The following is a 23,339-nucleotide window of genomic DNA, read 5'->3' as shown; positions in this document are numbered from 1 at the left end:
AAGCGAAGCCGCCTTGGATTCCCCGCCAAATTCTCCGCCGCAAGATCCTCCGTCGCAAGATGCTTCGCTGGCAGTGCCGGCCGTCGTTGAGGAGGCTCCGCGCGAGCCGATCCTGACGCTGCCGTTCGCGCTGACGGCCTATATCCTCTTGCTCGCGGTGATCCATCTGCGGGTGCTGCTGCCGCCGGAGCTCGAGAACTGGACCATCGACGTCTTCGGTTTCATCCCCAAGCGTTACGATTCCTCGCTGCTGAATCTGGAGATCCCCGGCGGGGCCGGCGCCAAGGTCTGGACCTTCGTCACCTATTCGCTGCTCCACGCCAATCTCACCCATATCGGCTTCAACGTGTTGTGGCTGTTGCCGTTCGGCAGCGCGCTGGCGCGGCGCTTTGGCGCCATCAGGTTCTTCCTGTTCCTCGCGGTGACGGCGGCGGCCGGCGCGCTCGCCCATCTCGTCACCCACGAGCACGCGGTGGCGCCGATGATCGGCGCCTCGGCCTCGGTGTCGGGCGCGATGGCGGCGGCGATCCGCTTCGCCTTCGTTCGCGGCAGCTTCCTGTCATTCAGCCGATCGGATGCCGATACCGCCGCAAGAGTTCCGGCGCTGCCGCTGTCGCGCGCGTTGCGCGACGGGCGGGTGCTCGGCTTCCTCGCGGTGTGGTTCGGCGTCAACATCGTCTTCGGCGTCGGCGCGATCGGCGTAGATAGCGAGACCACGAGCGTTGCCTGGCAGGCGCATATCGGCGGCTTCCTTGCCGGCCTGTTGCTGTTCACGCTGTTTGATCCCGTGCCGCGCGTGCGAAGCGATGCTGCGGATGCGTCATCGCAGGACATTTCGGGCCGTATTTGAACCGGCGCTTGCGGCGCCGCCCGAATTCATCCATCATTCCCGAGAAGAATGTTCCGAAGCGACAGGCCGCTAGAGGCGATGCTTCGCAAAGCGCCTGAGCGTGAAACCGGCGCTGAAACTGTTAGTTGAAGACTCGAAGAACAAGTCCGGACCGCGAACAGCGGACGGTTCCGATTCAGGGAGGCGACAATGACGGTACGTTCGATTCTCAACACCAAGGGCCACCAGATCATGAGCGTCGAGCCGGACGCGAAGCTGGCGGCCGCGGTCAAACTGCTCGGCGAGAAGAAGATCGGCGCGGTGCTGGTGATGAACCAGAGCCGGCTGGAAGGCATCCTGTCGGAGCGCGACATCGTGCGGGTGATCGGCGAGCGCGGCGCCGGCGCGCTCGAGGAGCCGGTCGCTCAGGTCATGACCCGCAAGGTCGTCACCTGCAAGGAGACCGACACGGTCGCCGAGCTCATGGAGATGATGACCACCGGAAAGTTCCGCCATCTGCCCGTGGTCGACAATGGCAAGGTGGTCGGCCTGATCTCGATCGGCGACATCGTCAAGCGCCGGGTGCAGGAATACGAGTCCGAGCAGGAAGCTCTGCGCGACTACATCAAGACCGCCTGATCAGTAAGACCGCCTGATCAGGCCTGCTGGTCGGCTTTGGGCGCGGCGCCCTCGGGCGCGGGTGCCAGTTCGTGGATTGCCTCCTGGATGGACTCCAGCGCGCGCTCGGCAGCGCGGGTGCCCAGGGCTATGAGGTCCTCGGAGCGGTGGAAATCGAACCAGCCGAATTGGCCGATCCGCGGTGTGATCAGCATATCGGGCGGATCGCCGGCGAGGCGGGCGCGGGTGATGCGGTCCTGCATGATGTTGAAGGCGTCGACCATCACCGAAGAGAGGCCGGGCCGGGCGCTGCCGCCGCCGAAGAACTCGCGCTTCACCGTCTTCTCGGGCGAGAAGAATCTCGGGAAGCGCCGCTTTGACGGCGGCTCTTCGGCCGCGGGGATCACCGGTTCAGGCATCGCGCCGTGCGAATAGACCGTCGTCGAATAGGTGAAGATGTCGCTGGAAAGATTTGCGGCGATGACGATTTCCGCGCCGAGCGCGCGGGCCGCCGAGACCGGCACCGGGTTCACCAATGCGCCGTCGACCAGCCAGCGATCGCCGATCAGGACCGGAGAGAAGATGCCCGGCAGCGCGTAGGAGGCGCGCATCGCGTCGACCACGCGGCCGCGCGTCAGCCAGATCTCGTGGCCGGTGCGGACCTCGGTCGCGACGGCGGCGAACTTGACCGGGAGGTCCTCGATCTGGCTCTGGCCGCAGGCGGCCTCGAGCCGGGTCGCCAGCTTCTCGCCGCCGATCAGGCCGGAGCCGTTGAGGCGGATGTCGAGGTAGCCGAGGATGTTGCGCATCCCTTGCAGGCTGCGGCCCCATTCTTCCAGCGTATCGAGCCGGCCGGCCGCATAGAGGCCGCCGACCACCGCGCCGATCGAGGTGCCGACCACGACGTCGGGCACGATTCCGTTGGCGAGCAGGGTCCGGATAATGCCGATATGAGCGAAGCCGCGCGCCGCGCCGCCGCCAAGCGCAAGGCCGATGACCGGCCGGCGGATGCTGCCCAGGCCGACTTTCTCGGTGACCTTATCGCTGTTCGAACCCCGACCCTTCAATATGTCCAGCACCGAAACTCTCCTACGCCGGGACCCGCCATCAGACTAGGCACCGTACTCGCGCTCCGCCAGAACCGGGCCGAAGCATGGTTTATGCCGGTTTGGGAAGCGCGCGGGGCAGGAGTATGGCGAGGCGCGGCTGCCTCTCGGGTAATCACGCAGGCGTCAACCGGGTTCCAAAACCTGTCGGGCCGTATTTCTCAGGGGGACAGAGGCTTGAATTTGCCGCGTTTTCGGTGAAAAGCAGGTGGCATGATTCTCGGGGGTGACGGCATCATCGGATGGCGGCGCAGCGCATCGCTGCTGCCGGCCTTGGTCCTTGCTGCCTGCCTCTATACCCTTGGCCAAAATGCTGCGCAGGCGCAGCTTTTCTCCGATCGTCCGCCGCCGGTACCGCCGGCTTCAGTGCCCGATCCCGGCGGTGCCGTCAGCCTGGCGCCGCCCTCCGGCCCGGGTGCCGGACCACCGAGCCTGCCGCCGACCCTGTTGCAGCCGACCACGCCCAGCATGCCGCCGCCCGCGGTCACGACCGTGCCGTCCGCCCCGCCGCTCAACGCGGCCGTGCCCGGACAGGGCGTGCTGTCGCTGACGGCCAAATACGGCAAGGACACCCCGCCGATCACCAGCGGCCTGGTCTGGCGCGTGTTTGCCGATCGTCCCGACGAAAACGGCACCTTCAAGCTGATCCGCGAGGACCGCAATGCCACGCCGAACATCGTGCTGCCGCCCGGCAATTACGTCGTGCACGTCGCCTTTGGCCTGGTCAGCGCGGTGCGCACCGTCAGCCTGAAGGCCGAAACCGACCGGGAATCCTTCGTGCTGCCCGCCGGCGGCTTGCGCATCGAGGGCCGCGTCGGCACCAGCCGCATTCCGCAGAACCAGATCTCGTTCGCGATCTACAAGGGCAGCCAGTTCGAATCCGGCGAGCGCGCCTCCCTGGTGCCGAACGTCGCCGCAGGTGACGTCGTGCTCCTGCCGGAGGGCACCTACTACATCATCTCGAATTACGGCGACGCCAATTCGGTGGTGCGCTCGGACATCCGCGTCCAGGCCAGCAAGCTCACCGACGTCACCATCACCCACCGCGCCGCCGTCATCACGCTCAAGCTCGTCAGCGACAGGGGCGGCGAAGCGCTCGCCAACACTGCCTGGTCGGTGCTGACCCCGGGCGGCGACGTCATCAAGGAATCGATCGGCGCCTTTCCGCGCGTCGTGCTCTCCGAAGGCGAATACCGCGCCATCGCCAAGAACGAGGGCAAGGTCTACGAGCGCGGTTTCAACGTCGTCAACGGCGTCGACGGCGAGGTGGAAGTCGTCGCGCGGTAGTGCTTGAGCGGTGATACCGCATGCGGCCTGACGCTGATCTCCGTGTCTGGTGAACGCTTCTCATTCAGCGCACGGATCCCCCATATCTCATTACCGCCAGTCCCGTGTGCAAAGCAGATGCTCTCCGCTGCTCCGTTTGGTGTTGCGATTTGAGTAGCTTTGTCAGCGCTACCAAGCAGGACCGATCAACACCGGCACCGCCGGCTTATTCCAGCGTCGCCGCGACTTGCTCACAGCCGGTGCAAGATACCTATTTCCGATAATCAATTTTATTCGCTTTCCATCCTGCCGCGTTATATGTCGGACATCACTCCAACGGGGGAGGCCGGAGCAGGCTCGTGCGTCTGCGAGACCGGCAAGGAGCAGGGGCCAAGCTCGTCGGCATGTTCGAAGTGATCCTCACCAGGCGTAAGCGGTTCGGCTGGCGGTGGCAGGTGTGCGACCAATCCGGCAAGAAATTTGCCGATGGCTTCGAGCGCACCCGGCCGTCCGCCAAATATCATGGCGAGCGCGCATTGTTCTTCCTGTTGTCGCAGGCCCATCTGCGCAATCGCTTGGCGACGTCCAGCGAGGACTAGTCGCGACTCGCGTGCAGTCCGGTAGGTCTCGTAGCCCGGGTGAGCGAAGCGATACCCGGGACAGCTCGTGGTAGGAATCCCGGATGTCGCTTCGCTCATCCGGGCTACAAGATATCGCGTTGCCCGTCGGGCAAAACACCCAAGCTGCCGGTCAACCCGCGTGGCTCAAAATATTCCACTTTACCGAATTTCGGAATTACGTATATTTCGCCTCACTCCGGCCCAAGGAAGAGGGGCGTATCGCGATCGTCACGAACGCGGGCCGGACGGCGGTGGACGTGGGCCACATCGGCGCGAAGGGTTTCGCAGGGCGGGCAACCGTGAGCGAAGCCGCCGCGCACACGACCGGTGTGATCGGCGTACGGCGAAATCGTGTGGGCCTGTAGCCAAGGCCTTTTTTCACTTATTTTCGGTCGGCTTTTCAGGGGCTTAGAAAAGCGAAAGCCCTAGCGCTATGGCCGGGGCCCCAAAATAGGCCCCAATTCCAAGGGCCGCGCCTCGCGGACTGGTATGGACGCGGATGGGGCGATATGGGCGCAGCTGGGCTGCAGCCTACTGCGCCGGGGCCTTGCGCCGCTCGGGCTTCTTTCGCCCACTTTGCGCGGGCAGTGCGCGCTGCCACGCTTCAATCTCATCGGCATACCAGACGCGCTTGTTCGGGCTGATGTAATGGCCGGGCGGAAACTCTTTTCGCTCGATCATTCGCATCAACGTATTTCTTCCGACTGGCACCAACTGCAGCACGCGATCAAGCGTGAGCATTGGACGCGGCCCGGCTTTTTCGTCGTCGTGCTCCACTGCATTTTCCCTCCGAACTATCGCCCCAGGGTGACCTTCATCGCTTCGTCATCATCGCCAGCTTGCGAGCGCGCTGCACCGCGATCAGGCGCGGATCGCCCGCGATCTCGTACATCTCCGCGTCGGTCAGATTGCGCAGGCGCATGTCTTCGGCGAAGGCCATGAGATGCCCGCAACCAATGCAGACCGTAATGTGCCCCGGCTTCGGCTGGCTGCGATGATCAACGCCTGTAGCGCCATCCATCCGCTTGCCGCAGCCGAGGCATTCCGACATCGGCACCCTGACCGAGGGGCCGATGATGAAAGGGCCGCGCCGCTCGCTCATTGCGCCATGTTCATCAGATCGCGCAGCTCTACCGCCGCACGCTTCAGTTCAGCGGGGTCCTGCCGCGCGGCATTGCTGATCACCGTCGCCAGGACAGCGAAGGCGACCTTGATCTGCACGGCAGCGGCCTCGCCATGCAGCTCGTCCATGATCTCTTCGTGCAGCTCGCTGATGACCTTGGCTTCGTTGGTATTCATCCGCGTGGCTCCTTCCGTCGTCATGGCAGGTCCAGCCTCAGATCGTGAATCATCACCAGCATCTCGCGCAGCTGATCGCGCCCGATAACAATTTCGCAGATTGGCTTCCCATTGCGCCGCTTCGGAACGATGTGCAGGCCGCACTCGGGATCGCCGCACGTCGCGGTGTCGAAGGCATACGCCTTCTCGCAGTCAGGCCGATCGACGCGGATTATGGGCATGGCAGCAACTCCAGCGCCTTGTCGTACATCTGCTGCAGCTCAACCATCGCTTCAGGGCCATCCTGCTCGGCCATGCCGCGCAACGTTGGCATGCCGCTGTCGATCGACGCCATGATCTCCTCGCGGGTGGCGGCGCGGCCTTCGGCGAAATACTCGACGCTGACCGGATCGCCGATCCTGAACAGCACACCAGCGCCGCGATGATCCCTGAAGGGCCTATAACTCAGCGTGGTCCAGCACAGCGTCACGCCAGGATTGCGCTTCAGCATGATGCCCGCCGGCCCCAGATGATCGGGCATGTCCTTTTCGTTGCGGCGCATCTTCGGCTGCGTCAGGAAGGGACAGGCGCGCACCGCGAATTGCGAGCACTCGCGATGGCTCGGCGGTTCGGCGCTGGTGCGATTAACCGCGCACATCGGCCCGATCACGAACACCATGAACTTGCCAAGCGGCTCGCCGCACAGCCAGCAGCGCTTGTGCCTGACGCAGATGCCGAGCTTCTCGCCATCGAAGCCGCGAAACTCGGGCTTGCGGTTCACGTAAGGCACGAAGTAAGGGATCGGAAAGCCCGCCTCATCGATCGGCAGCCGCTTCATCCGCGAAGGCAGCTCCAGAACCCGCATACGCTGGTTCAGCTCGTTCATCGCTCACCGCCATTCTGCCGATCGAGCGCACGCAGCAGTTCGATGATCTGGTTGAAGCCGAGCTTGCCGAGGCCCTCCAGCTTGCGCAGCCGCGCAGGCCCCGCCGCCTTCAGCTGCTCGACGGTCATGATGCCCGCGTTCTCCAGCACCTTCAGAACGCGCGTCGGCAGCTCCAGCTCGCTGCGCTCATCGAGCGCGCCGCTTTTCCACCACGCGCCGCTGGCATTGGCCTGCTCGGCGATCTCCGTCAATTTGGTCAGGTTGGTGCTATTGCTGATCTGGTCACTCATGGTCTCCTCCATTTCTGTGATCCACATTTGCCTCATGATGCTGCCTCGCTGGCCGGCAGCAGGCCGAGCTGATCGGCGCGTTCGGAGATGGTGCGACCGTCATGGGTGAGCATGAAGGGCATGAAGATGGCGTCGAACGAGAGGACGCCGCACTCGACCGCCATCACTTGGCCCTTGACCCAATCGCGGAGAATGGAATTTATCGCGATCTGTCCCTGCGCCAGCGCCTTGTCGGCGTGCTGCTTCTCGTCGTGCTTATGGCGATAATTGTGCGGGTTTTCTTTTAGGTGCAGCGCTGCCCAGCCCTTGGCCGATGCGCGCAGCTGCATCTGGCGGCCCCGGTGCTTGAACACCAGCAGCACTTCGTGATCCTCGTAATTGTCGAGGAAGCCGATCGACGTACAGCCGAAGCGGCGCAGCAGCTTGGTGATCTCATCGCGCGCCGCAACCCCGCTGGTCGCCTGCGCATATGGCGTGGACATTGTCGTGATCCGGTTTCGTTGTTATTTTGCGGCCAGTGGCGGGGTTGCCCGCCACCAGCCTGTATCACCGTCGATCAGGCGAGACTCTCAATGCGACGGGCCTGTTCCTCGTTGGACATGGGGCCGTGGCAATCACAGGAGAATGCATGCGCTTCCTGCTGTGTCAGGCCAAAGAAGCGCAATGCATCGGCGATAGACGGAGCCGCGCGCAGGCCCTGTGCTCGAAACACGGGGTCTGATGCGGCAAGCGCGAGCGCGGTGGGATGGGTTGGCACCACCGGCACCGTTGCGATCTCCAGCTCCGTTGGCCGCATGTACTCAACGCCGTGCAGCAGGAAAACCGCATACTTGCTGTGCCGCACCAACGAGGCCCAGTGCTTCAGCTTCGCGGCCCGCGTCATTGGCGCAGGAGATACCGGCACCGCATCAAGCAGTTCGGCAATTTCCACATGCCTTGTCATGACTTTCTCCGTCGGCGGCTGGAATGAACCCTCGACCGCCCCGCCGCCGTTGGCTGGCCGAGGTGTTGATCATCAGCCGTCTCCATGCATCCCGAGTTCTTTCACCAGTTCGGCGGGCATCTGGTCGTCCAGATCGTGGCGCACGAGCGCCTCGTAGAACGCGGTGATGCGCGCCGCATCCACCACAATGTCGCCGTCTGTTCGCCGAGCCCATCTGCGCCAATAATCGACGCCCTCGCGCCACGTCATCCGCCGCCTCCATACAGCTGTCGCCGATCCTCCAGGCGCAGCTGCTGTTCTTTTTCCAACCGCTTCTCGATCTCGGCAAAGTCGAGTGCGCGCATGTTCTCCTCGATCGGCGCGAGGCTTTCGAGAAACAGCTTTGCATCCGCCGACAGCAGACCCATGCCGACCACCTGCGTGCGCAGATCAAGCGCCTGCTTTTCAATCTTGGTGATCGCCGCCTTGGACATCGCCGCGATCGAGGTCTGCGCCACGCGCCGCAGCTCGGCGCGGCGGCTGGCCAGCATGTTCTCGCCGCGCCCCTGCCAGCTGGAGCTGATCGATGGCGCGAACGATGCCGGGATGCCCAGCTCTTTGCAGCGCTTGGCGATGGTCGCCTGACTTTCCTGCACCACGCGCTGCGCTTCCAGCGTGGCCTTCTGCCAGACCTCTTCCTGATCGAAGGTATAGCTGGCCGCCATCTGCCGCTCGAAGTCGGCCATGCAGGCCGCCGCCTGTTCCTCGGCATGCGCACGCAGCACCTTGGTGCGATCCTTGATGATCATCGACAGATCGTGGGTCTCGTTGCGGCTCAGCTTGCGCGACACTTCGGTCATTCGACTCGCTCCCTAGCGAGGTTCGGCTTGCCCTTGTCGAGGTGCGCGGTGACGATGCGACGCACCAATTCCGACAGTTTTACCTTGTTCAGTTTCGCCAGCAGTTGAAGCTGCTGATAGTCGTGCGGGTCGAAGCTGGCGACGATCTTTATCCTCATGCCGCGTGCATCATCCGCAGCTGCATTCGCAACAGATCGATCAGCGCGTCAATCTGGCCCTCGTCGTCGCACATGCGATCGACCTGCGCCGCCATCAGATTGATCAGCACCGTCATGCGGGCATCGTCCTGCAGCGGCCACAGCGCCATTGATGTTATCTCCATCGCGATGCGCTCGCCGGTGCTGGTGCCGCGCCATGGCACCAGTTCGATCGTGTGGGCTGTTCGCATCGGTGCCTCCTTCATTGCTTTGCCAGCAACCGCTTCGCGGCGGCGATCTTCGCCTTGCCGACATTGCCGGTCGCCATCGCCTGCAGCGCTGCGCGAGTTTCCAAGAGAAGCCGGGCGTCCTTGATCTCGATGATGGCGACCAGGCGCGGATTCTTCTCGCGCGCCACCCTTTCGAGGCAATGCCAGACGCCAAGCGGCTTGCTCACGCGCTGTACTCCTCGCCGAGCTTGTCGAGTTCAGAGACCAGCCGCACATTGACATCATCGCCGCGCTTGGCTTCGGCGAGCACCGCGCTGCCGAGCAGATACAGCGCAGTGATATCGTTCTTGACCTTGGCAGCGCGCTCCATCACAAGCTGTTCGACCTTCTCGGAATTTTCGCGCACGCGCGCCAGCTCTTCGACCCAATCGGTGGCGACCTGATCGACGCCCTTGATCATCAGATCATGCGCCTGCTGATCGAAAGGCTTCGCCGAAGGCGGCAGTCGCTCGTGCACCTTCATCGGCTCGTGGCCCTGTTGCTGCGCGGCTAGGCGCTGGATGTCGCGAACTGTTTCGTCCATATCGTGCGGGGCTTGAAAGCCATTGCTCTCGGTCATGATGCGTCTCCGTTTTTCTTTCATTGCATCCGGTCCTTCGGCCCGCCGCCAACCGACAAGGCTGGGGCACGTTGACAATTGAAGCGACGGGCCTCTGGACCACCACAGCGGCTTGCCACCGACCGCTGCGCCGATTCCCTCCTCACCTCCACCCCGACCGACGCCGTTTTTAGGCGGCAATCGGTCTGGGCTTCGGACCACTAACAACCGGCGATCAGCACACGGGCGTCACGCTGGCTGCAGCGATAGCGTATCCGCCAGGCGCTGGCGCTCGGCGGCATCCTTGATCTTTGGCACCAGTTTGGTCTGCGCGATCTCGCGCGCTTCAGACCAGAACGCATGCAGTTCGTGATCCTTCATGTTGTGGCGCGACATCGAATTGACGGCGACTACCGGCGTGCCGAGCAGATCGCCGAGCATGACGAAATTGCCGGTAGCGACCAGCAGCTCAGCGCGGACCTTCTCGGGCGTGGTGTGCAGCGCCTTTGCCAGATCACCGATCGTCGCCATGATGCGGCGGTGCTCATGCATATCGCGGTCGTACAGCAGCTCGATCTCGATCACCTGCGCGCCGACCGGCTCGCCCGTGGTCTGGCTCGCATGCTCCTCGCGCGCCTCGGCGTCGAACGGCTCCCAACCTTTCGGCGTGATCAGCACTTTCATTTCGTCAACTCCTCATGCTTGGCCTCGATGTTCTTCTCGAACAGCCGGAACAGCTGCGGCTTGGTTTCCTTCAGCTTGACCAGCAGCGCGCCGTTCAGGCTCATCCATTCGTCCCATTCGGTGATGGTTCTGGAATGCAGCACGTAGCGCTGCAGCGGCTCGATGAACTCGGCCCATGTCTGGCCTTCATGCATCTCCAGCGCGAACGGCTCGACAAAATCGACAACCTCGCCCGAATGCGGATCGCGCAGCTCATCCATCGAGCGCGGCGCTGCGGCCGGCGCGGGCCGATACGAGCCGCCCGCGCGGTTGCCGTCGTCATCATCGCCGATCGCGAGATTGAACATCATCACCAGCAGGCCGCGCTTGCCGTAGGAGATCGCCGACATCGTCGCGTGCGTGCGGGTCATCATGTCCTGCCCGCGAATACCCTGCGTGACGATCGGCATATCGACCTGAAACCGGCGCTGGGTCATCCCGTTCGACAGCATGCCGACGACGCGGATCATGTTCGGCTCGCCCATCGGCTCGGTGTTGAACTGGATGCCGAAACCGTGGCTGGTATAGATCGGACGAATCTCGCCATCGAGCCGCGCGAAGGTCGCGTATCGGCTCTTGGTCTGCGGATTGTTGGCATTGGTCGAAATGACGCTCATCTCGGCCTCGGCCTTCGATAGCGCCTCGTTGAATTGATGATCGGCGTGGCGCTGCTCGCTCGCTTCCTGCATCGCGACCAGGCGCTCCAGCTTGTCCACGTCGAAACTCGGGTCCGTTGCGGCGCGCTCGATCACGCTGCGATAGTCGGTCGTGACCAGATTGTTCATGTTGCGGCCCTCCGAGTGATCGAAAGCGTTCCCTTGCGATTTCGCGCGATCTGAAACGCGCCAGCGAAAACCTTGCCGACATCATCGGGGATCAGGTCGCGGGCGGCCTTGCCCATCTCGTCATGCAAGGCGGCGGGGGTCGCAGTGTCGTCATACGCCTGCAGGAACATGGCCAGTTCGCCTGACCAATTGGTGGGCTCGGCATCGACATCGAGCGTGCGCCACTTCTCCCGTGGCGGCGGCGCTGGCGGCATCGGGAACGGCGGCGTCAGCGTGCGCAGGCATTGCAGGAAGATGTCTGCGCGCCGCATCAGCTCGGCGGCGTATTCCGCGTCATACTCCAGCTCAAAGTCGATCGGCTCGGCAGTGCCCTGCGCGACCAGCAGGATGGCCTTGCTGGCTCCAGTGCATAGCCGCTGCAGCATGGTCTGCGCATAGTAGGCAGGGAGAAATTCTTCTCTCCGGCGATGCGGCGCTAGAAATTTTACTTCGACCACAGCGTCGAGCGGAGCACAAAACCCATCCAGCTTACAGCAAACGTCCGGCAACTGGCGGTGGTACTCAACTTCCCCGCGCCGGATGATCGGATGGCCACTTTGTTCCTCGAACCAGTCGAGGATCAGCGGCTCCATATGCGAGCCCGCGCGCATCGCCCAGGACGGCGGCTCGGGCTCGGCTTGGCCTGATCTGACAAGGAAGTGCTGGTTCAGCTCATCGGCGCTGCCAACCATCGCGATGTTGGCGCTGCTGCCGGTGAATCGACCGATCTGGTAGGCAAACTCGGAGCACATCGCGGACCACTCCCGCAGGAAGACTGCAGGCCAACAAAGACGGGTGGGCATTTCGCCCATGGCTTCGCTTTGGAAACTTTCCCATCTCTTACTGCTGTTGGTCCGTGTCCCGCGTAGCAGTCGAGCGCGGCACTATCGATCAATTAAATTCAGTTCGTCAATAAGGAACAGCGCATATTTTTTTTGATGAACGGCGGAATAGTCGCCGCAGCCAGCACACAAAAAATTTAATGTTCGGCGTAATGGACCGATCTGGATGACGCTGGGTCGTAATGGTTGCGAGTGGGTGAAAATTTCTTACCGCGCTTCACCAAACCTCGCCATTTGCAGGGTTTGATGAAATAAATTTTGAAGCGCAGCATCGACGCCATGAAGCGGCGTCTGCAACCAATCTGGACATTCAACGAAGTAGTCGAGGTGCTCGGCGGCCCCGTCGCTGTCGGTCGCCTGACTGGCCAGACCTGCGCTGCCGTCTGCAATTGGCGCAGGCATCGCGGACTCTTCCCGAGCAAATATTATTTCTGCATGCGCGAGGCGTTGGCCGACGAAGGCTACTTCGCGCCGATCTCTCTCTGGGGCTTCTACGGCACATCCGAAACAACCAGCAAAGAGCAAGCCGCCTGATGATGAAGCGCGGAGGGAGCCGCAATGCGCCAGCTATCGCTGTTCAAGGGCAAGAGGCAGAAGGGCATCGCGCCGCCGCCACCGCTGGAGTTCGCCACCCACGCAACGCTCGCCGACATCTGCAAACGCTGGCTCAATCCTGATTGGAAATTTACCCACCTGCCGCTCGGCGAACATCGCGAGCACCGCATCAATCCACGCACCGGGAAACGCTATTCGTTGAGTGGTCAGCGCCTGCAACGCATGGGTGTAATGCCGGGTTGGCCGGATTTCATTTTTTGCGGGCCCGAGCAGCAGGTCTTCTGGCTGGAGCTGAAGCGCTTCAAGACCGGGCGGCTGTCCGAAGACCAGAGCGAAGTGCTGGCGCATCTCGTCGCCTGCGGCTTCGCGGTGCTGGTCACCACCTCGCTCGATGATGCCGTCGCCACCCTGAAGCAAGCGGGCATCCTGCGCTCAACCGTGGAGCTGCAGTGATGGCTGCGACAATTTTACACAATGGGCATAATGCCCACTCAGTAGTCCTCAAGCTCTTTCGCGGCGTCGCGGATCGCTGCAACGATCTCCCTGAAGTAGGCGGCATCGATCCTCTGCTCCAGGTAGGCATCGTTACCGAGGACGCCGTCGTCCTTGCGGATCAACACGCCGCGCCCCAGCAACCGCTCGGCATGCCGCCGCACCGTCCGCCGCGAAATGCCGGTGATCCGCGCTATCTCGCTGATCGAAACAGGCGGTTTTTGCTGATAATCGTTCAGCCTGATCACCATGGCGATCAGCAGTTCGGGCAGCGTTGCGCTGATGTTGTTGAGGGCGAAGTCGCCCATCATCGCCTGCAGGGTGCGCAGGTACATCCGGGCAACGATCGCCGATGCGCGGTGGCGCGCTTCCAGTTCCGGCGTTCGCATGGAGTGTCCCCATCCAGCAAAACAGCCCGCCACCTTTTCCCATCTCACTTTTCTTCACAAGTGCCCGAAGGGGTAATGAACGAACGGCGAACGCTCCGGTTTCACGCTGGGCTCACGGTCAACTGTGAGTTGCGCTAATGGTGGCGCTCTCAACACAGTCGAAAGCACACCCACGTTCAGCGCGCGGGCGCGATCTTTACGAGACGCCGGCTGTAGCCGTGCGCGCCTTGCTGGCGGTGGAGAAATTGCCGCGCCGAATCTGGGAGCCCGCCAGCGGCAACGGGGCCATGGCGCGCGTGCTGCGCCGCGCAGGCCATCGCGTAGCGACCAGCGATATCGCGCGGGGCTGCGACTTCCTGATCAGCGAGCGCGTGCCGAGGCACGCCAGGGCGATCGTCACCAACCCGCCATTCAAGCATGCGGCGCGCTTCGCTGCGCACGCGATCCAGCTTTGCCCCTACGTCGCGATGCTGATGCGGCTCGGCTTTCTGGAGGCTGGCCATCCTTGCCACGCCAACGGGCGGGCGCGGCTTTACTGCCTCGATGAGCAGCCGCCAGCGCGCGTCTACGTCTTCCGGCAGCGGCTGCCGATGATGCATCGCCATGGCTGGAAGGGCCGCCGCGCGCCGAGCGCCATGGCGTTCTGCTGGATTGTCTGGGATCGCCGGCATCAAGGACCGACGCTGCTTTACCGCATCTCATGGGAGGGCCGCCGATGAGCCGCGAAGCATTGCCGATGCGCCGCCGCGCCGAGACCTTCGACCTTGCCTTCGGCGGGCTGGCGAAGAGCCACACCATCACGCTGGGCTATTACGACGACGGGCGGCTCGGCGAAATCTTCATCAATGGTGGCAAGAGCGGCGAGCTGGTCGAAGCGATGGCGCGCGATGCAGCTGTGACGCTTTCGATGGCGCTGCAATGCGGCGTGCCGATCGACACCATCAAGCATGCGATCACGCGCGATGCGCAGGGTGCGCCTTCCTCGATCATCGGCGCGGTTGTCGATCAGCTGAGCGACGAGGTGCAATCATGAGTTGGTGGTGGGAAGAACCCGATCTATTCACGTATGCGCATACCCACGCCAGGGCGCGCGATCCGGCGACCTCGCACGAAGCGGCGGCATCGATCGACATCACCGCGCAGGCGCTGCGCATCCTGCGCGCCTATGCCTGCGAGCGTCCGCTGCTGGACCAAGAGGCCTATCACCTAGCTGATATGGACGATGCCCGCGCCAAGTCGCAGCGCTGCTCCGATCTGCGGCAGGCCGGATACATCGAGCGCACGGGCGAGCGCGGCAGGACCGCATCAGGAAGGTCCGGCTATCTCTGCCGCATCACGCCAGCCGGGCGCAGATATCTGGAGGGGCTGTGATGATCACCGCCGCCGACAAGATGGAATGCGCCGAGCGCGAGTTGCGCTACCGCCGCCGCGTCTACGGGCGGCTGGTCGATCGCGGCAAGATGACGAAGGAATATGCCGATCGCGAGCTGGAGGTGATGGAGGCCATTGCGCTGGACTATCGCGCGCTGGCGATGGAGGAGCCCGCTGCAATGTTCTTTGAAACCAAACGCACGCTGAAAAATGGCGGCTGATGACCGCCTCGTACGACGAGAACGATGCCTATGCCGCAGGATGGTTGCAAAACCTCATCAGCAAACGGCTTGCTGTCGCCGCCCCGAACGCTCTTGCTGCATATCGTTTTTTCAAAAACTGGCAGAACAGATGACAGCGGATCAGCTCGCCCAGGCGCTCGGCGCAACGCGATCAGGCAGGCAATGGAGGTGCCGCTGCGTGGCGCACGAGGATCGCTCGCCCTCGATGATCATCTTCGATGGACGCGAAAGCGTGCAGGTACGCTGCATGGCCGGATGCGAGCCCGAGGACATCATCGCGGTGCTGCGCTCGCGCGGCATATGGGATGGACTGGACCGCGCTGGATATCAGCGGGCAGATTTGGAGCAGAAAAGCGTTTCATGTGAAACCCTTAGCGACAAGCGCGAGCATCAGCTGCGGATGCTGGCGCGCTGCATTTTCGATGATGCGCAGCCGATCAAGGGCACGCTGGCGCAGCGCTATTTCGACAGCCGCGATCTATGGTCGGTGGCGATGGAGATTGACGACATCCGCTTTCATCCGCGCTGCCCGCGCGAGAAAGGCGAACAGCCGGCGGTCGTCGTAGCGATGCGCTCGATCGCGTCGCATGCGATCACCGCCATTCAGCGCATCTTCCTCGATCACCATGGCCGCAAGCTCGGCAAAGGCATGATGCTCGGCACGTGCTCGGGCGCAGCGATGAAGCTGCAGCCGAAGATCGGGCGCACGCTGCATATCGCCGAAGGGCTGGAGACGGCGCTGGCCTGCATCGCGATGGATCGCGCGCCATGCTGGGCCTTGGGATCGACATCGCTGATCCAGACCTTCGTGGTGCTCGCTGATGTCGATCGGCTGGTGATCTGGGCCGATCATGATCCGCTGCAGAAAATTGGCGGCGTCTGGTGCAGGCCCGGCCACAAGGCCGCTGGCATTTGCATGCATCGATGGCTGCAGGCCGACAAGCAGGTCGTTGTGAAAACACCGGATCGCGAGGGCTGGGACGAGGCCGATGTCTGGAGTGCCCGCTGTGCCCGACTTTGATGACGAGGATCACCGCACGCTATCGCCTGCGGACATCGTACCATTTCGGCGAAGCCGCGCCGAGGACGAAGCGCAGCAGCAGCAGCGCCCGATCATCATCGCCACGCCGTACATCTGGACCGATCCCGCCAACATTCCGCTGCGCGACTGGCTGTACGGGAGGCTGCTGGTGCGTCGATTCCTGACCGTGACGATTGCGCCAGGCGGCGTCGGCAAGTCATCCCTGATCGCTGGTGAAGCCTTGGCGATGGCTGCTGGACGCGATCTGCTCGGCGTGCAGCCGATGCGCCGCTTGCGCGTCTGGCTATGGAATCTCGAAGACCCGCAGGAGGAAACCACGCGCAAGGTGCAGGCAGCGGCGAAGCATTTTCATCTGAGCGCCGATGATGTGGTCGAGCGGCTGTTCGTCAATTCGGGGCGCGATCATGCGCTGGTGATAGCCAAGGAGAATCGCGGCGGCACCATCGTCTTCCGGCCCGTGATCGATAGCCTCGTGCAGCAGATCAAGGAGCACGCGATCGACGTGGTGATCATCGATCCCTTCGTCAGCTGCCACGAGGTCTTCGAGAACGATAATTCCGCGATCGACATCATCGCGAAAGAGTGGAGCCGGGTCGCCGAGCTGGGCAACTGCGCGGTTCATCTGGTGCATCATACCCGCAAAGCGCCAGCGGGCACCGAGGTGACGACCGACAGCAGCCGGGGCGCGAAGGCGCTCACCGATGCGGCGCGGGTGGCGCGTGCGCTGAACCAGATGACCGAAGAGGAAGGCACCAAGGCGGGCGTCGAGAACCACCGGCTGTTCTTCCGTGCCTTCAACGACAAGGCCAACCTCGCGCCGCCTGTCACGGTCTCGGATTGGTTTCGGCTGGCCAGCGTCTTTCTGGACAATGGCCCGGCTGGCGGCGACAGCGTCGGCGTGGTCACACATTGGGACTGGCCTGATCCGCTGTCCGGCATCACCGGGGTTGACTTCGTCAAGGTCGCTGTCGTGATCCGCAGCGGCGACTGGCGCAAGGACGTGCGATCGAGCTTCTGGGTCGGCAAGGCGGTGGCGAAAGCGCTGGGCCTAGATGTCGAGGACAAGGCCGCCAAGGCGAAGATCGTCGGCCTCGTGAAGGCGTGGTTAGCAGCGGGCAGTTTGATGGTCGTGGAGGGATACGATGAGCAGCGCCGACCGAGAGAATTTGTGCAGGTGTGCGATGCGGAATGAAGCCTGCTCCAGTGACCATAATAATGAGTGGAGCAGACTGGAGCGATCTGGAGCGCCAACAGGTCTTGCTCCACTTCCAGTTCCTTACAGGAACAGGAACTGGAGTGGAGCAAGTTCCACCGTTGGCGAGGCGACTGGAGCGGAGTGGAGCGAAGGTCTGCTCGACAGCGTCCCATCGACGTGGAACGGGGCGCATGTCGGGCTGCGATTGTGCGAAGCAATGCGGACCTTGGCGCTGCTGCCGATGGGCAGCGGTTCCGGCTCCGCGATCTGGCCGCCCTACTGCTACGAGTGGGACGACCTGCTGGCGCAGCAGGCGCAGGGCGAGCTCGAACGAACCCAGGCGCTGCAGAACCGGATCAGACTGCTGCCATCAAGCCGGGAGCTGCAACGCATGGAGGCCGCGATCTGCTGGCCGGCTGAATACCTCGCCCGGCTGTTCGAGTTGCTGCGCGCCGTCAACGCCGTCGCGTGGGCGCACTCGCTCGATCGCGACAGCGAATGGGTGGCAGCGAAGCGCGGCGGCTATGCCGACACATGGCGCGAGCGGCATGATCGCGGTTGCGACATCATCGCGCGAGGCCTGCGCGCTTGCCGGACGCCGGTGTTCTAGGGCGCGTACACGTAGATCGAGATTGATCGACGTCCGCTATGCCCCCGATAGCGACGAATTTCCGCATCACACCGAAATGACGCGATGTGCCAAAAACGGAAGTTCCAGAATTGCGCTTAGTACGTTTCGGTAGGCCGACTACAGTTTAGGCGGTATTCCTCGGATTGGAGTATCGGTCTCCTCATGCAGGATTCGCTCGGCGGCGCCGTCAAGATCGTCATACTGGCCGCTCCGGAGCGACCACATGAAGGCCGCGAGCGCCGTGAGGCCGAGCCCGATTGCGATTGGTATCAGATAAAAGTAGTCGATCATTCGGCGGCCTCCAGAACGGCGGTGGCCGGAGGCGGCTCTGCGGGACGCGGCGCCAAGCTTCGCCGGCCCTTCAGCCGAAGCGCGTTGGCGACGACGAAAATGGAGGAAGCGGACATCGCCACGGCGGCCGCCAGGGGCGTCACATGTCCCGAAACGGCGAACGGCACCGCCAAAAGGTTGTACGCGGCGGCCATGGCAAAGTTCTGCCGGATTAACCGGCCGGCGCTTCGCGCGACCGAGATCGCCAGAGGCACCGCTGTCAGGCTTTCGCGCAGGAATACCAGGTCGGCGGCGTTACGTCCGACATCTGCCGCCGAAGCCGGTGCCATCGATGCATGCGCCGCCGCCAGCGCCGGTGCATCATTCAATCCGTCACCGATCATCAGGACCTTTCGGCCGGAGGCCTCAAGTGCGGCGATATGCGCGGCCTTTCCGCCGGGCAATACAGCCGCCAAGTGGGGTACGCCAAGTTCGGCGGCGATCGACCCGACCGATGCCTCGCGATCACCTGAAACGATTTCGATCGGAAGGCCGATGTCCTTCAATTCGGCGACCGCTGTGGCCGCGTCCCCCCGCAATCGGTCCTCAAAACGAAAATCCGCCAGACGGCTGCCATTCCGTGCCAGCACGACCGATTCATCCCCCGACATCCGCTCGTGGGCTGCGTTGGCAAGCACCCATTCCGGCCGCCCGAGGCGATAGGTAACCGCTCCCGCGTGCGCCTCAAGTCCGCATCCCGGATGCTCGGAGATGTCGTCGAACTCGACTTTAGATGCGGGATGACCGGCGGCGACATCGACCAAGGCCCGCGAATAAGGGTGGCGGGAATGGCAAGACAGGCCAGCGGCGAGAGCGATCAACCCATTATCCACTTCCCCGGATACGACCAGGCGTGGAACGCCCGATGTCAGCGTACCCGTCTTGTCGAACACGATCGTGTCGATTTCCGCAAGACGCTCGAGCGCGCCGCCGTCCTTCACCATGATGCCGCTCTCGAACAGCCGCCGGGCGGCGACCACATGCACCATCGGCACAGCAAGGCCGAGCGCGCAAGGACAGGTGATGATGAGAACCGCGATGGCGATGGTCACCGCCCGATGCATGTCGCCAGTGGCGGCGAGCCATCCGGCAAATGTCAGAAGCGCCGTTAGATGGACCACCGGTCCGTAAAGGCTGGCGGCGCGGTCCGAGATACGCCGGTAGGTCGAGCGATGTTCAGCCGCTTCCATCATACGCAGCATCTCGCCGAGGAAGGAATTCTCCGCCGTGGCCGTTGCGATGATGGTCAGGGGTCCGGTCAGGTTCAACGTACCTGCCCGCAGGACCGAGCCGATTGTCGCCGGGAGCGGCGCGTGCTCTCCGGACACCAGCGAGACATCCAGTTCCGAAACTCCCTTGATCACGGTGGCATCTACCGGCACGCGTTCACCGGCCGCCAGCATGAGAGTCGCCCCAATCCGGATATCGCTCACCGGAAGGTAGACCCGAGTGCCATCGGCCTGCACCAGGAGCGCGCCACGCGCGGCGAGCCGCGCCAGGCCTGTGACTGCCTGCCGGGCGCGTTCGCGCATGATGTGGTCGAGCGTTCGCCCGATCAACAGAAAGAACAGCAAGGAAATCGCCGCGTCGAAATAGGCATGCGGGCCATGTTGTACTGTCTCATAGAGACTCATACCGAAGGCGAGCAGCACGCCGAGCGAAATCGGCACGTCCATGTTGGTACGCCCATGCTTCAGGGCGTGCCATGCCGAACGGAAGAATATCCGGCCGGAGTAGGCTAGCGCAGGTAGCGCGATGATCGCAGACAGCCAGTGAAACAGGTCGCGGGTCCCTGCGTCGGCGCCTGACCAGATCGACACCGATAGCAGCATGATATTGCTCGCGGCGAAGCCCGCGACGGCAAGGGCGCGTATCAGTTCCGACAGCGCGCCGTCCTTCGTCTCCGACTCGATGTCGAACAAATAGGCCTCGAAGCCGGCCCGCTTGAGCGTTTCGATAAAGGGCGGCGGGACGCTGTCGGAACGCCAGCGCACGGTTGCGCGTTTGGTCGAAAGATTGACGCGCGCGCTCTGCACGCCGGAAAGCTCTGTGAGAGCCGCCTCGACCGCTCGCATGCACGCGCCACAGTGTACTCTGGGGACCGAAAGATCGGTCTGCCGCACGCCCTCGGCTACGATGCGGCTTGCCAGCAGAACTTCCTCGCCGGCTGGACGGGCATCCGGCAGCAGCGACGTCAGCTCAGCTCCCGAACCGCAACATCCCACTGGAAAGACTCCAAACGCCGCGTGTTCAAGCTCAAGACAGCATGGCCCGATATGCGTGCCAGCTTCCGTGTCCCAGCACCGGAAAAACCACGATCATTCCGAGAAGGCCTGTGATTATGCCGGCAAAAATCAGCAGGAGCATGATCGCCGCCCAGGTCAGCATGACCGGAAGATTGTTCCACACCAGCGCCATGCTGGTGCCCATGGCGGTCAGTGCATCGGTGCGCTCGCTCAGCATCATCGGGATGGAAAAGGCTGAAATGGCGAACGCAAAGGCCGCAAACAGGCCGCCGACTGCGCCGCCGACCAGCAGCATCGCCCAGCCGATCTGCGTCGTGAACAGGGTCTGCACGATGCGGTCGAGGCCGGGAAACGGCTGCAGCCCGAAAAACAGCGCATACAGGATGACCGCCGCGCGCATCCACAGCAGCGTCAGCCCAAGCAGGAGCACGCCGGCGAACAGAATCTGGCCGCCCGATTCAGGTTTGACGAAGATCATGTTCCACAGGTTGACCGGTTTGCCTTGCTCGATGCGCCGGCTCTTTTCGTAAAGTCCGATGCCAATGATCGGCCCAGCCACCATGAAGCCGGCAAACGCGGGAAACAGGATATAGTCGAGGTGCAGGGCAAACAGGCCGACGACGGTGACGACCGACACCAGAAATACCAGCACGCCGTAACTGACGCTTGCCGCCGGCTGGATGGTGAAGTCGCGCCAGCCGGCGGAGAGCCAATCGTAGGCGGCGGCGCGAGGAACGTTGCGTTTCCAGGAATGCTCCCGCGGCAGGGGCGGAACAACAGCCGGTATCGACGTCATTGTCGGTCTCCCTGCAATCTCATCGCCATGTGCATGACGACCTCGCGGCGCTGAATTTTCCGTCCTTCGAGACCCCGTCGCCCTGGCGTATATGCGCGACGCAATCCGGTTGCGACATCACGGCCGTATAGACGAGATGCGCATTGGCAATCAGCAATAGCAACAGGCCGGCACAGACCGCGGCCCAGACAATGGCCTTTGTCCTGAATTGCACAACCGCTGCGCCGGTGTCGTTCATCGTTCCCCCCGCCGGAGGTCGAACAGATAGAGCGCAAGTATCTTGCGGTCGAGCGGCGAAAGCCTCCCTTCCCAGCTTGGCATCTGGCCTTGTCGGCCGCCCCACACCGTGTTGGCGATCGACTCGGCATCGCCGCCATAGATCCAGATCCGATCGGTCAGGTCCGGGCCGCCGAGATCGGCTTTGCCCTTGGCGTCATCACCATGGCAGGTGACGCAATTGGCCGCGAACACAGCCTTGCCCGCGTCGATTTTCGCGACAGGCACATCCTGTGCGACAGCGGGATCGGAAAGGCTGCGTACGTAAGCCACGACATTGTCAAGTTCGTCCTTCTTCAGCAGCTGATCGCGCCCGAACGCCATCATCTGCGACGTCCTGGTCTGCGGATGCGTAGAATTGATGCCGACCCGAATGGTTTCCGCGATGCTTTCGGGATCGCCGCCCCAAAGCCATGACGCCGTCGTCAGGTTCGGAAATCCGTGGCCGCCCCGTGCATTCGATCCATGGCACGGTGCGCAATTGTCGCCGAACAGCGTCCGGCCGGTCTGCCGAACCCGTTCCATCAGCCGGGGATCGGTCTGGATCTCCTTGAAGCTCTCGGCCTCGATGCGCTTGGTCCAGACGCCGCGTTCGAGGGCAGCCTGCTTTAAGCTTTCGGTGACGATGTTGCGCTGGTCAATGCCGAGCAGGCCCTTGGTGTAGGTTACACCGAGCGGCCACGCCGGCATCAGCACCCAGTAGCCGACGGCGAACAACGCGGTCACGATCAGAAAGAAATAGACCGGCCGCGGCACCGGCGTGTTCAATTCCTTGATGCCGTTCCACTCGTGACCGGTCGTCATGTAGCCGGTGTATGGATCGCGTTCTTCTACCGCCATGGCTGATCCTTGTGCGGCTTGTCCTCATGGTCGAGAATTGATTGCGCGGCGTCGTCGAACCGCTTCTTGTTGGAGGGCCAGAAAGCATAGACCAGTACGCCGATCGAGAGCGCGATCAGGTAAAACAGTCCGAACGACTTCGAAAACCAGACCGTAAAGTCGTTGTCCATCTTCAACCTCCCGCCGCGGCGACTGGCTTATGCGCAGCGTCAGTAAGCTTGCCGAGAATCTGCAGATAAGCGACCAAGGCATCGAGTTCGGTAAGATTGCCCGGTTTGCCGTCGAAGGCCCTTACATTCGTCGCCGCGCCATATCGCTTGGTGACTCCTTCCGCGTAGGGCGTATCGGGCGCCGCCTGACCGTAGGCGTCCCACTTCGCATTAGCGATCATGTCGTCGGTGTAGGGCACGCCGACCTTGCGCAGCGCGGCGAGATGCGCGCCGAGGTCGTCGCTCCGCAACTCGGTGCGTCCGAGCCATGAATAATGCGGCATTACTGATTGAGGAACCACGTCGCGGGGGTTGTTGAGATGCCGCACGTGCCACTCGTCCGAATATTTGTTGCCCATGCGCGCGAGGTCCGGACCGGTCCGCTTCGATCCCCAGAGCATCGGATGATCGTATTTGGATTCGACGGCGAGCGAGTAGGGTCCGTATCGCTCGACCTCGTCACGCAACGTCCGGATCATCTGCGAATGGCAGGCGTAGCAGCCTTCGCGGATGTAGATATTGCGGCCCGCGATCTCGAGCGGGGTGTAAACCCGCATATTCGGCGCGTCCTCGACGGTCTGGTGGATTGTGAACAGCGGTATGATCTCGACCGCGCCGCCGATGCTGGCGACGCCGATGATGGCAAGCAGCAAACCGATGGTCTTGCGCTCGATCTGGTAATGCAGGTTGAACATG

At 63.0% G+C, this 23,339-nt stretch carries 40 protein-coding genes; 14 read left to right on the top strand and 26 right to left on the bottom strand.

All coding sequences use genetic code 11. The features are described from left to right. The first annotated feature begins 13 nt into the window (after nt 1-13). Nucleotides 14-850 (top strand): rhomboid family intramembrane serine protease, encoded by an 837-nt coding sequence (locus tag AC0L3A_RS09285; RefSeq protein WP_035995689.1) that lies wholly within the window; start codon nt 14-16, stop codon nt 848-850. Between the two features lie 189 nt (nt 851-1,039). Beyond that, entirely contained in the window at nt 1,040-1,468 is a 429-nt protein-coding gene (locus AC0L3A_RS09280) for a CBS domain-containing protein (RefSeq protein WP_219683832.1), read from the top strand. A 17-nt stretch (nt 1,469-1,485) separates the two neighbouring features. Here AC0L3A_RS09280 and AC0L3A_RS09275 read toward each other — a convergent pair whose 3' ends face one another. Next, nucleotides 1,486-2,526 carry a patatin-like phospholipase family protein gene (locus AC0L3A_RS09275; protein ID WP_219683831.1) on the bottom strand — a complete coding sequence of 347 codons (1,041 nt, stop codon included), beginning with the start codon at nt 2,524-2,526 and terminating at the stop codon, nt 1,486-1,488. Between the two features lie 240 nt (nt 2,527-2,766). On the opposite strand from AC0L3A_RS09275, the gene AC0L3A_RS09270 reads away from it, so the two are divergent. The 3 genes from AC0L3A_RS09270 to AC0L3A_RS09260 all read left to right on the top strand — a co-directional run bounded on the left by AC0L3A_RS09270 (nt 2,767) and on the right by AC0L3A_RS09260 (nt 4,804). Next, nucleotides 2,767-3,840 (top strand): hypothetical protein, encoded by a 1,074-nt coding sequence (locus tag AC0L3A_RS09270; RefSeq protein WP_219683830.1) that lies wholly within the window; start codon nt 2,767-2,769, stop codon nt 3,838-3,840. Nucleotides 3,841-4,178: 338 nt separating this feature from the next. Then, nucleotides 4,179-4,418: a hypothetical protein gene (locus AC0L3A_RS09265; protein WP_007602597.1), complete on the top strand. Its 240-nt coding sequence runs from the start codon at nt 4,179-4,181 to the stop codon at nt 4,416-4,418. A gap of 83 nt (nt 4,419-4,501) precedes the next feature. Further along, nucleotides 4,502-4,804 carry a hypothetical protein gene (locus tag AC0L3A_RS09260; RefSeq protein ID WP_473254217.1) on the top strand — a complete coding sequence of 101 codons (303 nt, stop codon included), beginning with the start codon at nt 4,502-4,504 and terminating at the stop codon, nt 4,802-4,804. 166 nt (nt 4,805-4,970) lie between these two features. On the opposite strand, the gene AC0L3A_RS09255 is transcribed toward AC0L3A_RS09260, so the two are convergent. The 17 genes from AC0L3A_RS09255 to AC0L3A_RS09175 form a co-directional block, all read right to left on the bottom strand. After that, nucleotides 4,971-5,216, bottom strand: a complete 246-nt coding sequence (locus tag AC0L3A_RS09255) for a helix-turn-helix transcriptional regulator (protein ID WP_473254216.1) — start codon at nt 5,214-5,216, stop codon at nt 4,971-4,973. Between the two features lie 37 nt (nt 5,217-5,253). Beyond that, complete coding sequence (locus tag AC0L3A_RS09250) at nt 5,254-5,541, bottom strand: hypothetical protein (RefSeq protein ID WP_473254215.1); 288 nt, start codon at nt 5,539-5,541, stop codon at nt 5,254-5,256. Further along, a complete protein-coding gene (locus AC0L3A_RS09245; RefSeq protein WP_473254213.1) occupies nt 5,538-5,738 on the bottom strand; it encodes a hypothetical protein in 201 nt (66 codons plus the stop codon). The genes AC0L3A_RS09250 and AC0L3A_RS09245 overlap by 4 nt, the downstream gene beginning before the upstream one ends. A 20-nt stretch (nt 5,739-5,758) precedes the next feature. Further along, nucleotides 5,759-5,959: a hypothetical protein gene (locus AC0L3A_RS09240; protein WP_473254210.1), complete on the bottom strand. Its 201-nt coding sequence runs from the start codon at nt 5,957-5,959 to the stop codon at nt 5,759-5,761. After that, a complete protein-coding gene (locus AC0L3A_RS09235) occupies nt 5,950-6,603 on the bottom strand; it encodes a hypothetical protein (protein ID WP_473254209.1) in 654 nt (217 codons plus the stop codon). Before AC0L3A_RS09235 ends, AC0L3A_RS09240 begins: the two co-directional genes overlap by 10 nt. After that, nucleotides 6,600-6,893 (bottom strand): DNA-directed RNA polymerase subunit alpha C-terminal domain-containing protein, encoded by a 294-nt coding sequence (locus AC0L3A_RS09230; protein ID WP_473254208.1) that lies wholly within the window; start codon nt 6,891-6,893, stop codon nt 6,600-6,602. Before AC0L3A_RS09230 ends, AC0L3A_RS09235 begins: the two co-directional genes overlap by 4 nt. A 32-nt stretch (nt 6,894-6,925) precedes the next feature. Next, complete coding sequence (locus AC0L3A_RS09225) at nt 6,926-7,375, bottom strand: hypothetical protein (protein ID WP_473254207.1); 450 nt, start codon at nt 7,373-7,375, stop codon at nt 6,926-6,928. Between the two features lie 74 nt (nt 7,376-7,449). Next, nucleotides 7,450-7,836, bottom strand: coding sequence for a hypothetical protein (locus tag AC0L3A_RS09220; protein ID WP_473254206.1), 387 nt, complete (start codon nt 7,834-7,836; stop codon nt 7,450-7,452). A gap of 72 nt (nt 7,837-7,908) precedes the next feature. Continuing rightward, nucleotides 7,909-8,085 (bottom strand): hypothetical protein, encoded by a 177-nt coding sequence (locus AC0L3A_RS09215; RefSeq protein ID WP_473254205.1) that lies wholly within the window; start codon nt 8,083-8,085, stop codon nt 7,909-7,911. Beyond that, complete coding sequence (locus tag AC0L3A_RS09210) at nt 8,082-8,675, bottom strand: hypothetical protein (protein WP_473254203.1); 594 nt, start codon at nt 8,673-8,675, stop codon at nt 8,082-8,084. The genes AC0L3A_RS09215 and AC0L3A_RS09210 overlap by 4 nt, the downstream gene beginning before the upstream one ends. Continuing rightward, on the bottom strand, nt 8,672-8,833 hold the full coding sequence (locus AC0L3A_RS09205) for a hypothetical protein (RefSeq protein ID WP_473254202.1): 162 nt from the start codon (nt 8,831-8,833) through the stop codon (nt 8,672-8,674). The genes AC0L3A_RS09210 and AC0L3A_RS09205 overlap by 4 nt, the downstream gene beginning before the upstream one ends. After that, entirely contained in the window at nt 8,830-9,063 is a 234-nt protein-coding gene (locus AC0L3A_RS09200; protein ID WP_473254200.1) for a hypothetical protein, read from the bottom strand. The genes AC0L3A_RS09205 and AC0L3A_RS09200 overlap by 4 nt, the downstream gene beginning before the upstream one ends. Nucleotides 9,064-9,074: 11 nt before the next feature. Further along, entirely contained in the window at nt 9,075-9,269 is a 195-nt protein-coding gene (locus AC0L3A_RS09195) for a hypothetical protein (protein ID WP_473254199.1), read from the bottom strand. Beyond that, nucleotides 9,266-9,661 carry a hypothetical protein gene (locus AC0L3A_RS09190; RefSeq protein WP_473254198.1) on the bottom strand — a complete coding sequence of 132 codons (396 nt, stop codon included), beginning with the start codon at nt 9,659-9,661 and terminating at the stop codon, nt 9,266-9,268. Before AC0L3A_RS09190 ends, AC0L3A_RS09195 begins: the two co-directional genes overlap by 4 nt. A 228-nt stretch (nt 9,662-9,889) precedes the next feature. Next, a complete protein-coding gene (locus AC0L3A_RS09185) occupies nt 9,890-10,324 on the bottom strand; it encodes a hypothetical protein (RefSeq protein WP_473254197.1) in 435 nt (144 codons plus the stop codon). After that, the gene (locus AC0L3A_RS09180; RefSeq protein WP_473254194.1) at nt 10,321-11,148 is read right to left on the bottom strand and encodes an ERF family protein; all 828 of its coding nucleotides are present in this window, start codon (nt 11,146-11,148) and stop codon (nt 10,321-10,323) included. Before AC0L3A_RS09180 ends, AC0L3A_RS09185 begins: the two co-directional genes overlap by 4 nt. Then, nucleotides 11,145-11,999 carry a YqaJ viral recombinase family protein gene (locus tag AC0L3A_RS09175; RefSeq protein WP_473254193.1) on the bottom strand — a complete coding sequence of 285 codons (855 nt, stop codon included), beginning with the start codon at nt 11,997-11,999 and terminating at the stop codon, nt 11,145-11,147. The genes AC0L3A_RS09180 and AC0L3A_RS09175 overlap by 4 nt, the downstream gene beginning before the upstream one ends. Before the next feature lie 288 nt (nt 12,000-12,287). On the opposite strand from AC0L3A_RS09175, the gene AC0L3A_RS09170 reads away from it, so the two are divergent. Both AC0L3A_RS09170 and AC0L3A_RS09165 read left to right on the top strand, forming a co-directional pair. Next, the gene (locus AC0L3A_RS09170; protein WP_473254192.1) at nt 12,288-12,563 is read left to right on the top strand and encodes a helix-turn-helix domain-containing protein; all 276 of its coding nucleotides are present in this window, start codon (nt 12,288-12,290) and stop codon (nt 12,561-12,563) included. Nucleotides 12,564-12,587: 24 nt separating this feature from the next. Continuing rightward, nucleotides 12,588-13,037: a VRR-NUC domain-containing protein gene (locus AC0L3A_RS09165; protein WP_473254191.1), complete on the top strand. Its 450-nt coding sequence runs from the start codon at nt 12,588-12,590 to the stop codon at nt 13,035-13,037. A gap of 38 nt (nt 13,038-13,075) precedes the next feature. On the opposite strand, the gene AC0L3A_RS09160 is transcribed toward AC0L3A_RS09165, so the two are convergent. Continuing rightward, nucleotides 13,076-13,465: a helix-turn-helix domain-containing protein gene (locus AC0L3A_RS09160; RefSeq protein ID WP_473254190.1), complete on the bottom strand. Its 390-nt coding sequence runs from the start codon at nt 13,463-13,465 to the stop codon at nt 13,076-13,078. Nucleotides 13,466-13,683: 218 nt separating this feature from the next. Between AC0L3A_RS09160 and AC0L3A_RS09155 the strand changes: the two genes are divergently transcribed. From AC0L3A_RS09155 to AC0L3A_RS09125, 7 genes are all read left to right on the top strand, one after another. Then, on the top strand, nt 13,684-14,184 hold the full coding sequence (locus tag AC0L3A_RS09155; protein WP_473254189.1) for a class I SAM-dependent methyltransferase: 501 nt from the start codon (nt 13,684-13,686) through the stop codon (nt 14,182-14,184). Continuing rightward, complete coding sequence (locus AC0L3A_RS09150) at nt 14,181-14,498, top strand: TSCPD domain-containing protein (protein ID WP_473254188.1); 318 nt, start codon at nt 14,181-14,183, stop codon at nt 14,496-14,498. Before AC0L3A_RS09155 ends, AC0L3A_RS09150 begins: the two co-directional genes overlap by 4 nt. Further along, complete coding sequence (locus AC0L3A_RS09145) at nt 14,495-14,836, top strand: hypothetical protein (RefSeq protein WP_473254186.1); 342 nt, start codon at nt 14,495-14,497, stop codon at nt 14,834-14,836. The genes AC0L3A_RS09150 and AC0L3A_RS09145 overlap by 4 nt, the downstream gene beginning before the upstream one ends. Further along, complete coding sequence (locus AC0L3A_RS09140; RefSeq protein ID WP_473254185.1) at nt 14,836-15,057, top strand: hypothetical protein; 222 nt, start codon at nt 14,836-14,838, stop codon at nt 15,055-15,057. Before AC0L3A_RS09145 ends, AC0L3A_RS09140 begins: the two co-directional genes overlap by 1 nt. Further along, a complete protein-coding gene (locus AC0L3A_RS09135; protein WP_473254184.1) occupies nt 15,047-16,099 on the top strand; it encodes a DUF7146 domain-containing protein in 1,053 nt (350 codons plus the stop codon). The genes AC0L3A_RS09140 and AC0L3A_RS09135 overlap by 11 nt, the downstream gene beginning before the upstream one ends. Continuing rightward, a complete protein-coding gene (locus AC0L3A_RS09130) occupies nt 16,086-17,312 on the top strand; it encodes an AAA family ATPase (protein WP_473254183.1) in 1,227 nt (408 codons plus the stop codon). Before AC0L3A_RS09135 ends, AC0L3A_RS09130 begins: the two co-directional genes overlap by 14 nt. Nucleotides 17,313-17,541: 229 nt before the next feature. Beyond that, complete coding sequence (locus AC0L3A_RS09125; RefSeq protein ID WP_473254182.1) at nt 17,542-17,925, top strand: hypothetical protein; 384 nt, start codon at nt 17,542-17,544, stop codon at nt 17,923-17,925. Between the two features lie 138 nt (nt 17,926-18,063). On the opposite strand, the gene ccoS is transcribed toward AC0L3A_RS09125, so the two are convergent. Genes ccoS through ccoO form a run of 7 tightly spaced genes read right to left on the bottom strand, consistent with a single transcriptional unit; the run spans nt 18,064 to nt 23,338 of the window. Beyond that, nucleotides 18,064-18,237 (bottom strand): cbb3-type cytochrome oxidase assembly protein CcoS, encoded by a 174-nt coding sequence (ccoS, locus tag AC0L3A_RS09120; protein ID WP_473254181.1) that lies wholly within the window; start codon nt 18,235-18,237, stop codon nt 18,064-18,066. Further along, nucleotides 18,234-20,501, bottom strand: coding sequence for a heavy metal translocating P-type ATPase (locus AC0L3A_RS09115; protein WP_473254180.1), 2,268 nt, complete (start codon nt 20,499-20,501; stop codon nt 18,234-18,236). The genes ccoS and AC0L3A_RS09115 overlap by 4 nt, the downstream gene beginning before the upstream one ends. Nucleotides 20,502-20,532: 31 nt before the next feature. Continuing rightward, the gene (locus AC0L3A_RS09110; protein WP_473254179.1) at nt 20,533-21,318 is read right to left on the bottom strand and encodes a DUF2189 domain-containing protein; all 786 of its coding nucleotides are present in this window, start codon (nt 21,316-21,318) and stop codon (nt 20,533-20,535) included. A 19-nt stretch (nt 21,319-21,337) separates the two neighbouring features. Further along, nucleotides 21,338-21,556: a hypothetical protein gene (locus AC0L3A_RS09105; protein WP_473254178.1), complete on the bottom strand. Its 219-nt coding sequence runs from the start codon at nt 21,554-21,556 to the stop codon at nt 21,338-21,340. Then, complete coding sequence (gene ccoP / locus AC0L3A_RS09100; protein ID WP_473254177.1) at nt 21,553-22,434, bottom strand: cytochrome-c oxidase, cbb3-type subunit III; 882 nt, start codon at nt 22,432-22,434, stop codon at nt 21,553-21,555. The genes AC0L3A_RS09105 and ccoP overlap by 4 nt, the downstream gene beginning before the upstream one ends. Further along, nucleotides 22,425-22,604 carry a cbb3-type cytochrome oxidase subunit 3 gene (locus AC0L3A_RS09095; protein WP_473254176.1) on the bottom strand — a complete coding sequence of 60 codons (180 nt, stop codon included), beginning with the start codon at nt 22,602-22,604 and terminating at the stop codon, nt 22,425-22,427. The genes ccoP and AC0L3A_RS09095 overlap by 10 nt, the downstream gene beginning before the upstream one ends. 2 nt (nt 22,605-22,606) lie before the next feature. Continuing rightward, nucleotides 22,607-23,338, bottom strand: a complete 732-nt coding sequence (ccoO, locus tag AC0L3A_RS09090) for a cytochrome-c oxidase, cbb3-type subunit II (protein WP_473254175.1) — start codon at nt 23,336-23,338, stop codon at nt 22,607-22,609. Nucleotide 23,339 lies beyond the last annotated feature (1 nt).

The sequence above is a fragment of the Bradyrhizobium sp. MI1.3 genome (assembly GCF_055811695.1).
The sequence above is the reverse complement of the archived record's forward strand: the minus strand, read 5'-3'. Positions and strand labels throughout refer to the sequence as shown.

Coding starts and splice junctions, on each gene's coding strand:
- AC0L3A_RS09280 (WP_219683832.1), top strand. CDS start 1,040: ATGACGGTACGTTCGATTCTCAACACCAAGGGCCACCAGATCATGAGC.
- AC0L3A_RS09270 (WP_219683830.1), top strand. CDS start 2,767: ATGATTCTCGGGGGTGACGGCATCATCGGATGGCGGCGCAGCGCATCG.
- AC0L3A_RS09260 (WP_473254217.1), top strand. CDS start 4,502: ATGTCGCTTCGCTCATCCGGGCTACAAGATATCGCGTTGCCCGTCGGG.
- AC0L3A_RS09250 (WP_473254215.1), bottom strand. CDS start 5,541: ATGAGCGAGCGGCGCGGCCCTTTCATCATCGGCCCCTCGGTCAGGGTG.
- AC0L3A_RS09245 (WP_473254213.1), bottom strand. CDS start 5,738: ATGAATACCAACGAAGCCAAGGTCATCAGCGAGCTGCACGAAGAGATC.
- AC0L3A_RS09240 (WP_473254210.1), bottom strand. CDS start 5,959: ATGCCCATAATCCGCGTCGATCGGCCTGACTGCGAGAAGGCGTATGCC.
- AC0L3A_RS09235 (WP_473254209.1), bottom strand. CDS start 6,603: ATGAACGAGCTGAACCAGCGTATGCGGGTTCTGGAGCTGCCTTCGCGG.
- AC0L3A_RS09230 (WP_473254208.1), bottom strand. CDS start 6,893: ATGAGTGACCAGATCAGCAATAGCACCAACCTGACCAAATTGACGGAG.
- AC0L3A_RS09225 (WP_473254207.1), bottom strand. CDS start 7,375: ATGTCCACGCCATATGCGCAGGCGACCAGCGGGGTTGCGGCGCGCGAT.
- AC0L3A_RS09220 (WP_473254206.1), bottom strand. CDS start 7,836: ATGACAAGGCATGTGGAAATTGCCGAACTGCTTGATGCGGTGCCGGTA.
- AC0L3A_RS09215 (WP_473254205.1), bottom strand. CDS start 8,085: ATGACGTGGCGCGAGGGCGTCGATTATTGGCGCAGATGGGCTCGGCGA.
- AC0L3A_RS09210 (WP_473254203.1), bottom strand. CDS start 8,675: ATGACCGAAGTGTCGCGCAAGCTGAGCCGCAACGAGACCCACGATCTG.
- AC0L3A_RS09205 (WP_473254202.1), bottom strand. CDS start 8,833: ATGAGGATAAAGATCGTCGCCAGCTTCGACCCGCACGACTATCAGCAG.
- AC0L3A_RS09200 (WP_473254200.1), bottom strand. CDS start 9,063: ATGCGAACAGCCCACACGATCGAACTGGTGCCATGGCGCGGCACCAGC.
- AC0L3A_RS09190 (WP_473254198.1), bottom strand. CDS start 9,661: ATGACCGAGAGCAATGGCTTTCAAGCCCCGCACGATATGGACGAAACA.
- AC0L3A_RS09185 (WP_473254197.1), bottom strand. CDS start 10,324: ATGAAAGTGCTGATCACGCCGAAAGGTTGGGAGCCGTTCGACGCCGAG.
- AC0L3A_RS09180 (WP_473254194.1), bottom strand. CDS start 11,148: ATGAACAATCTGGTCACGACCGACTATCGCAGCGTGATCGAGCGCGCC.
- AC0L3A_RS09175 (WP_473254193.1), bottom strand. CDS start 11,999: ATGGGCGAAATGCCCACCCGTCTTTGTTGGCCTGCAGTCTTCCTGCGG.
- AC0L3A_RS09165 (WP_473254191.1), top strand. CDS start 12,588: ATGCGCCAGCTATCGCTGTTCAAGGGCAAGAGGCAGAAGGGCATCGCG.
- AC0L3A_RS09160 (WP_473254190.1), bottom strand. CDS start 13,465: ATGCGAACGCCGGAACTGGAAGCGCGCCACCGCGCATCGGCGATCGTT.
- AC0L3A_RS09150 (WP_473254188.1), top strand. CDS start 14,181: ATGAGCCGCGAAGCATTGCCGATGCGCCGCCGCGCCGAGACCTTCGAC.
- AC0L3A_RS09145 (WP_473254186.1), top strand. CDS start 14,495: ATGAGTTGGTGGTGGGAAGAACCCGATCTATTCACGTATGCGCATACC.
- AC0L3A_RS09140 (WP_473254185.1), top strand. CDS start 14,836: ATGATCACCGCCGCCGACAAGATGGAATGCGCCGAGCGCGAGTTGCGC.
- AC0L3A_RS09135 (WP_473254184.1), top strand. CDS start 15,047: ATGGCGGCTGATGACCGCCTCGTACGACGAGAACGATGCCTATGCCGC.
- ccoS (WP_473254181.1), bottom strand. CDS start 18,237: ATGATCGACTACTTTTATCTGATACCAATCGCAATCGGGCTCGGCCTC.
- AC0L3A_RS09110 (WP_473254179.1), bottom strand. CDS start 21,318: ATGACGTCGATACCGGCTGTTGTTCCGCCCCTGCCGCGGGAGCATTCC.
- AC0L3A_RS09105 (WP_473254178.1), bottom strand. CDS start 21,556: ATGAACGACACCGGCGCAGCGGTTGTGCAATTCAGGACAAAGGCCATT.
- ccoP (WP_473254177.1), bottom strand. CDS start 22,434: ATGGCGGTAGAAGAACGCGATCCATACACCGGCTACATGACGACCGGT.
- AC0L3A_RS09095 (WP_473254176.1), bottom strand. CDS start 22,604: ATGGACAACGACTTTACGGTCTGGTTTTCGAAGTCGTTCGGACTGTTT.
- ccoO (WP_473254175.1), bottom strand. CDS start 23,338: ATGTTCAACCTGCATTACCAGATCGAGCGCAAGACCATCGGTTTGCTG.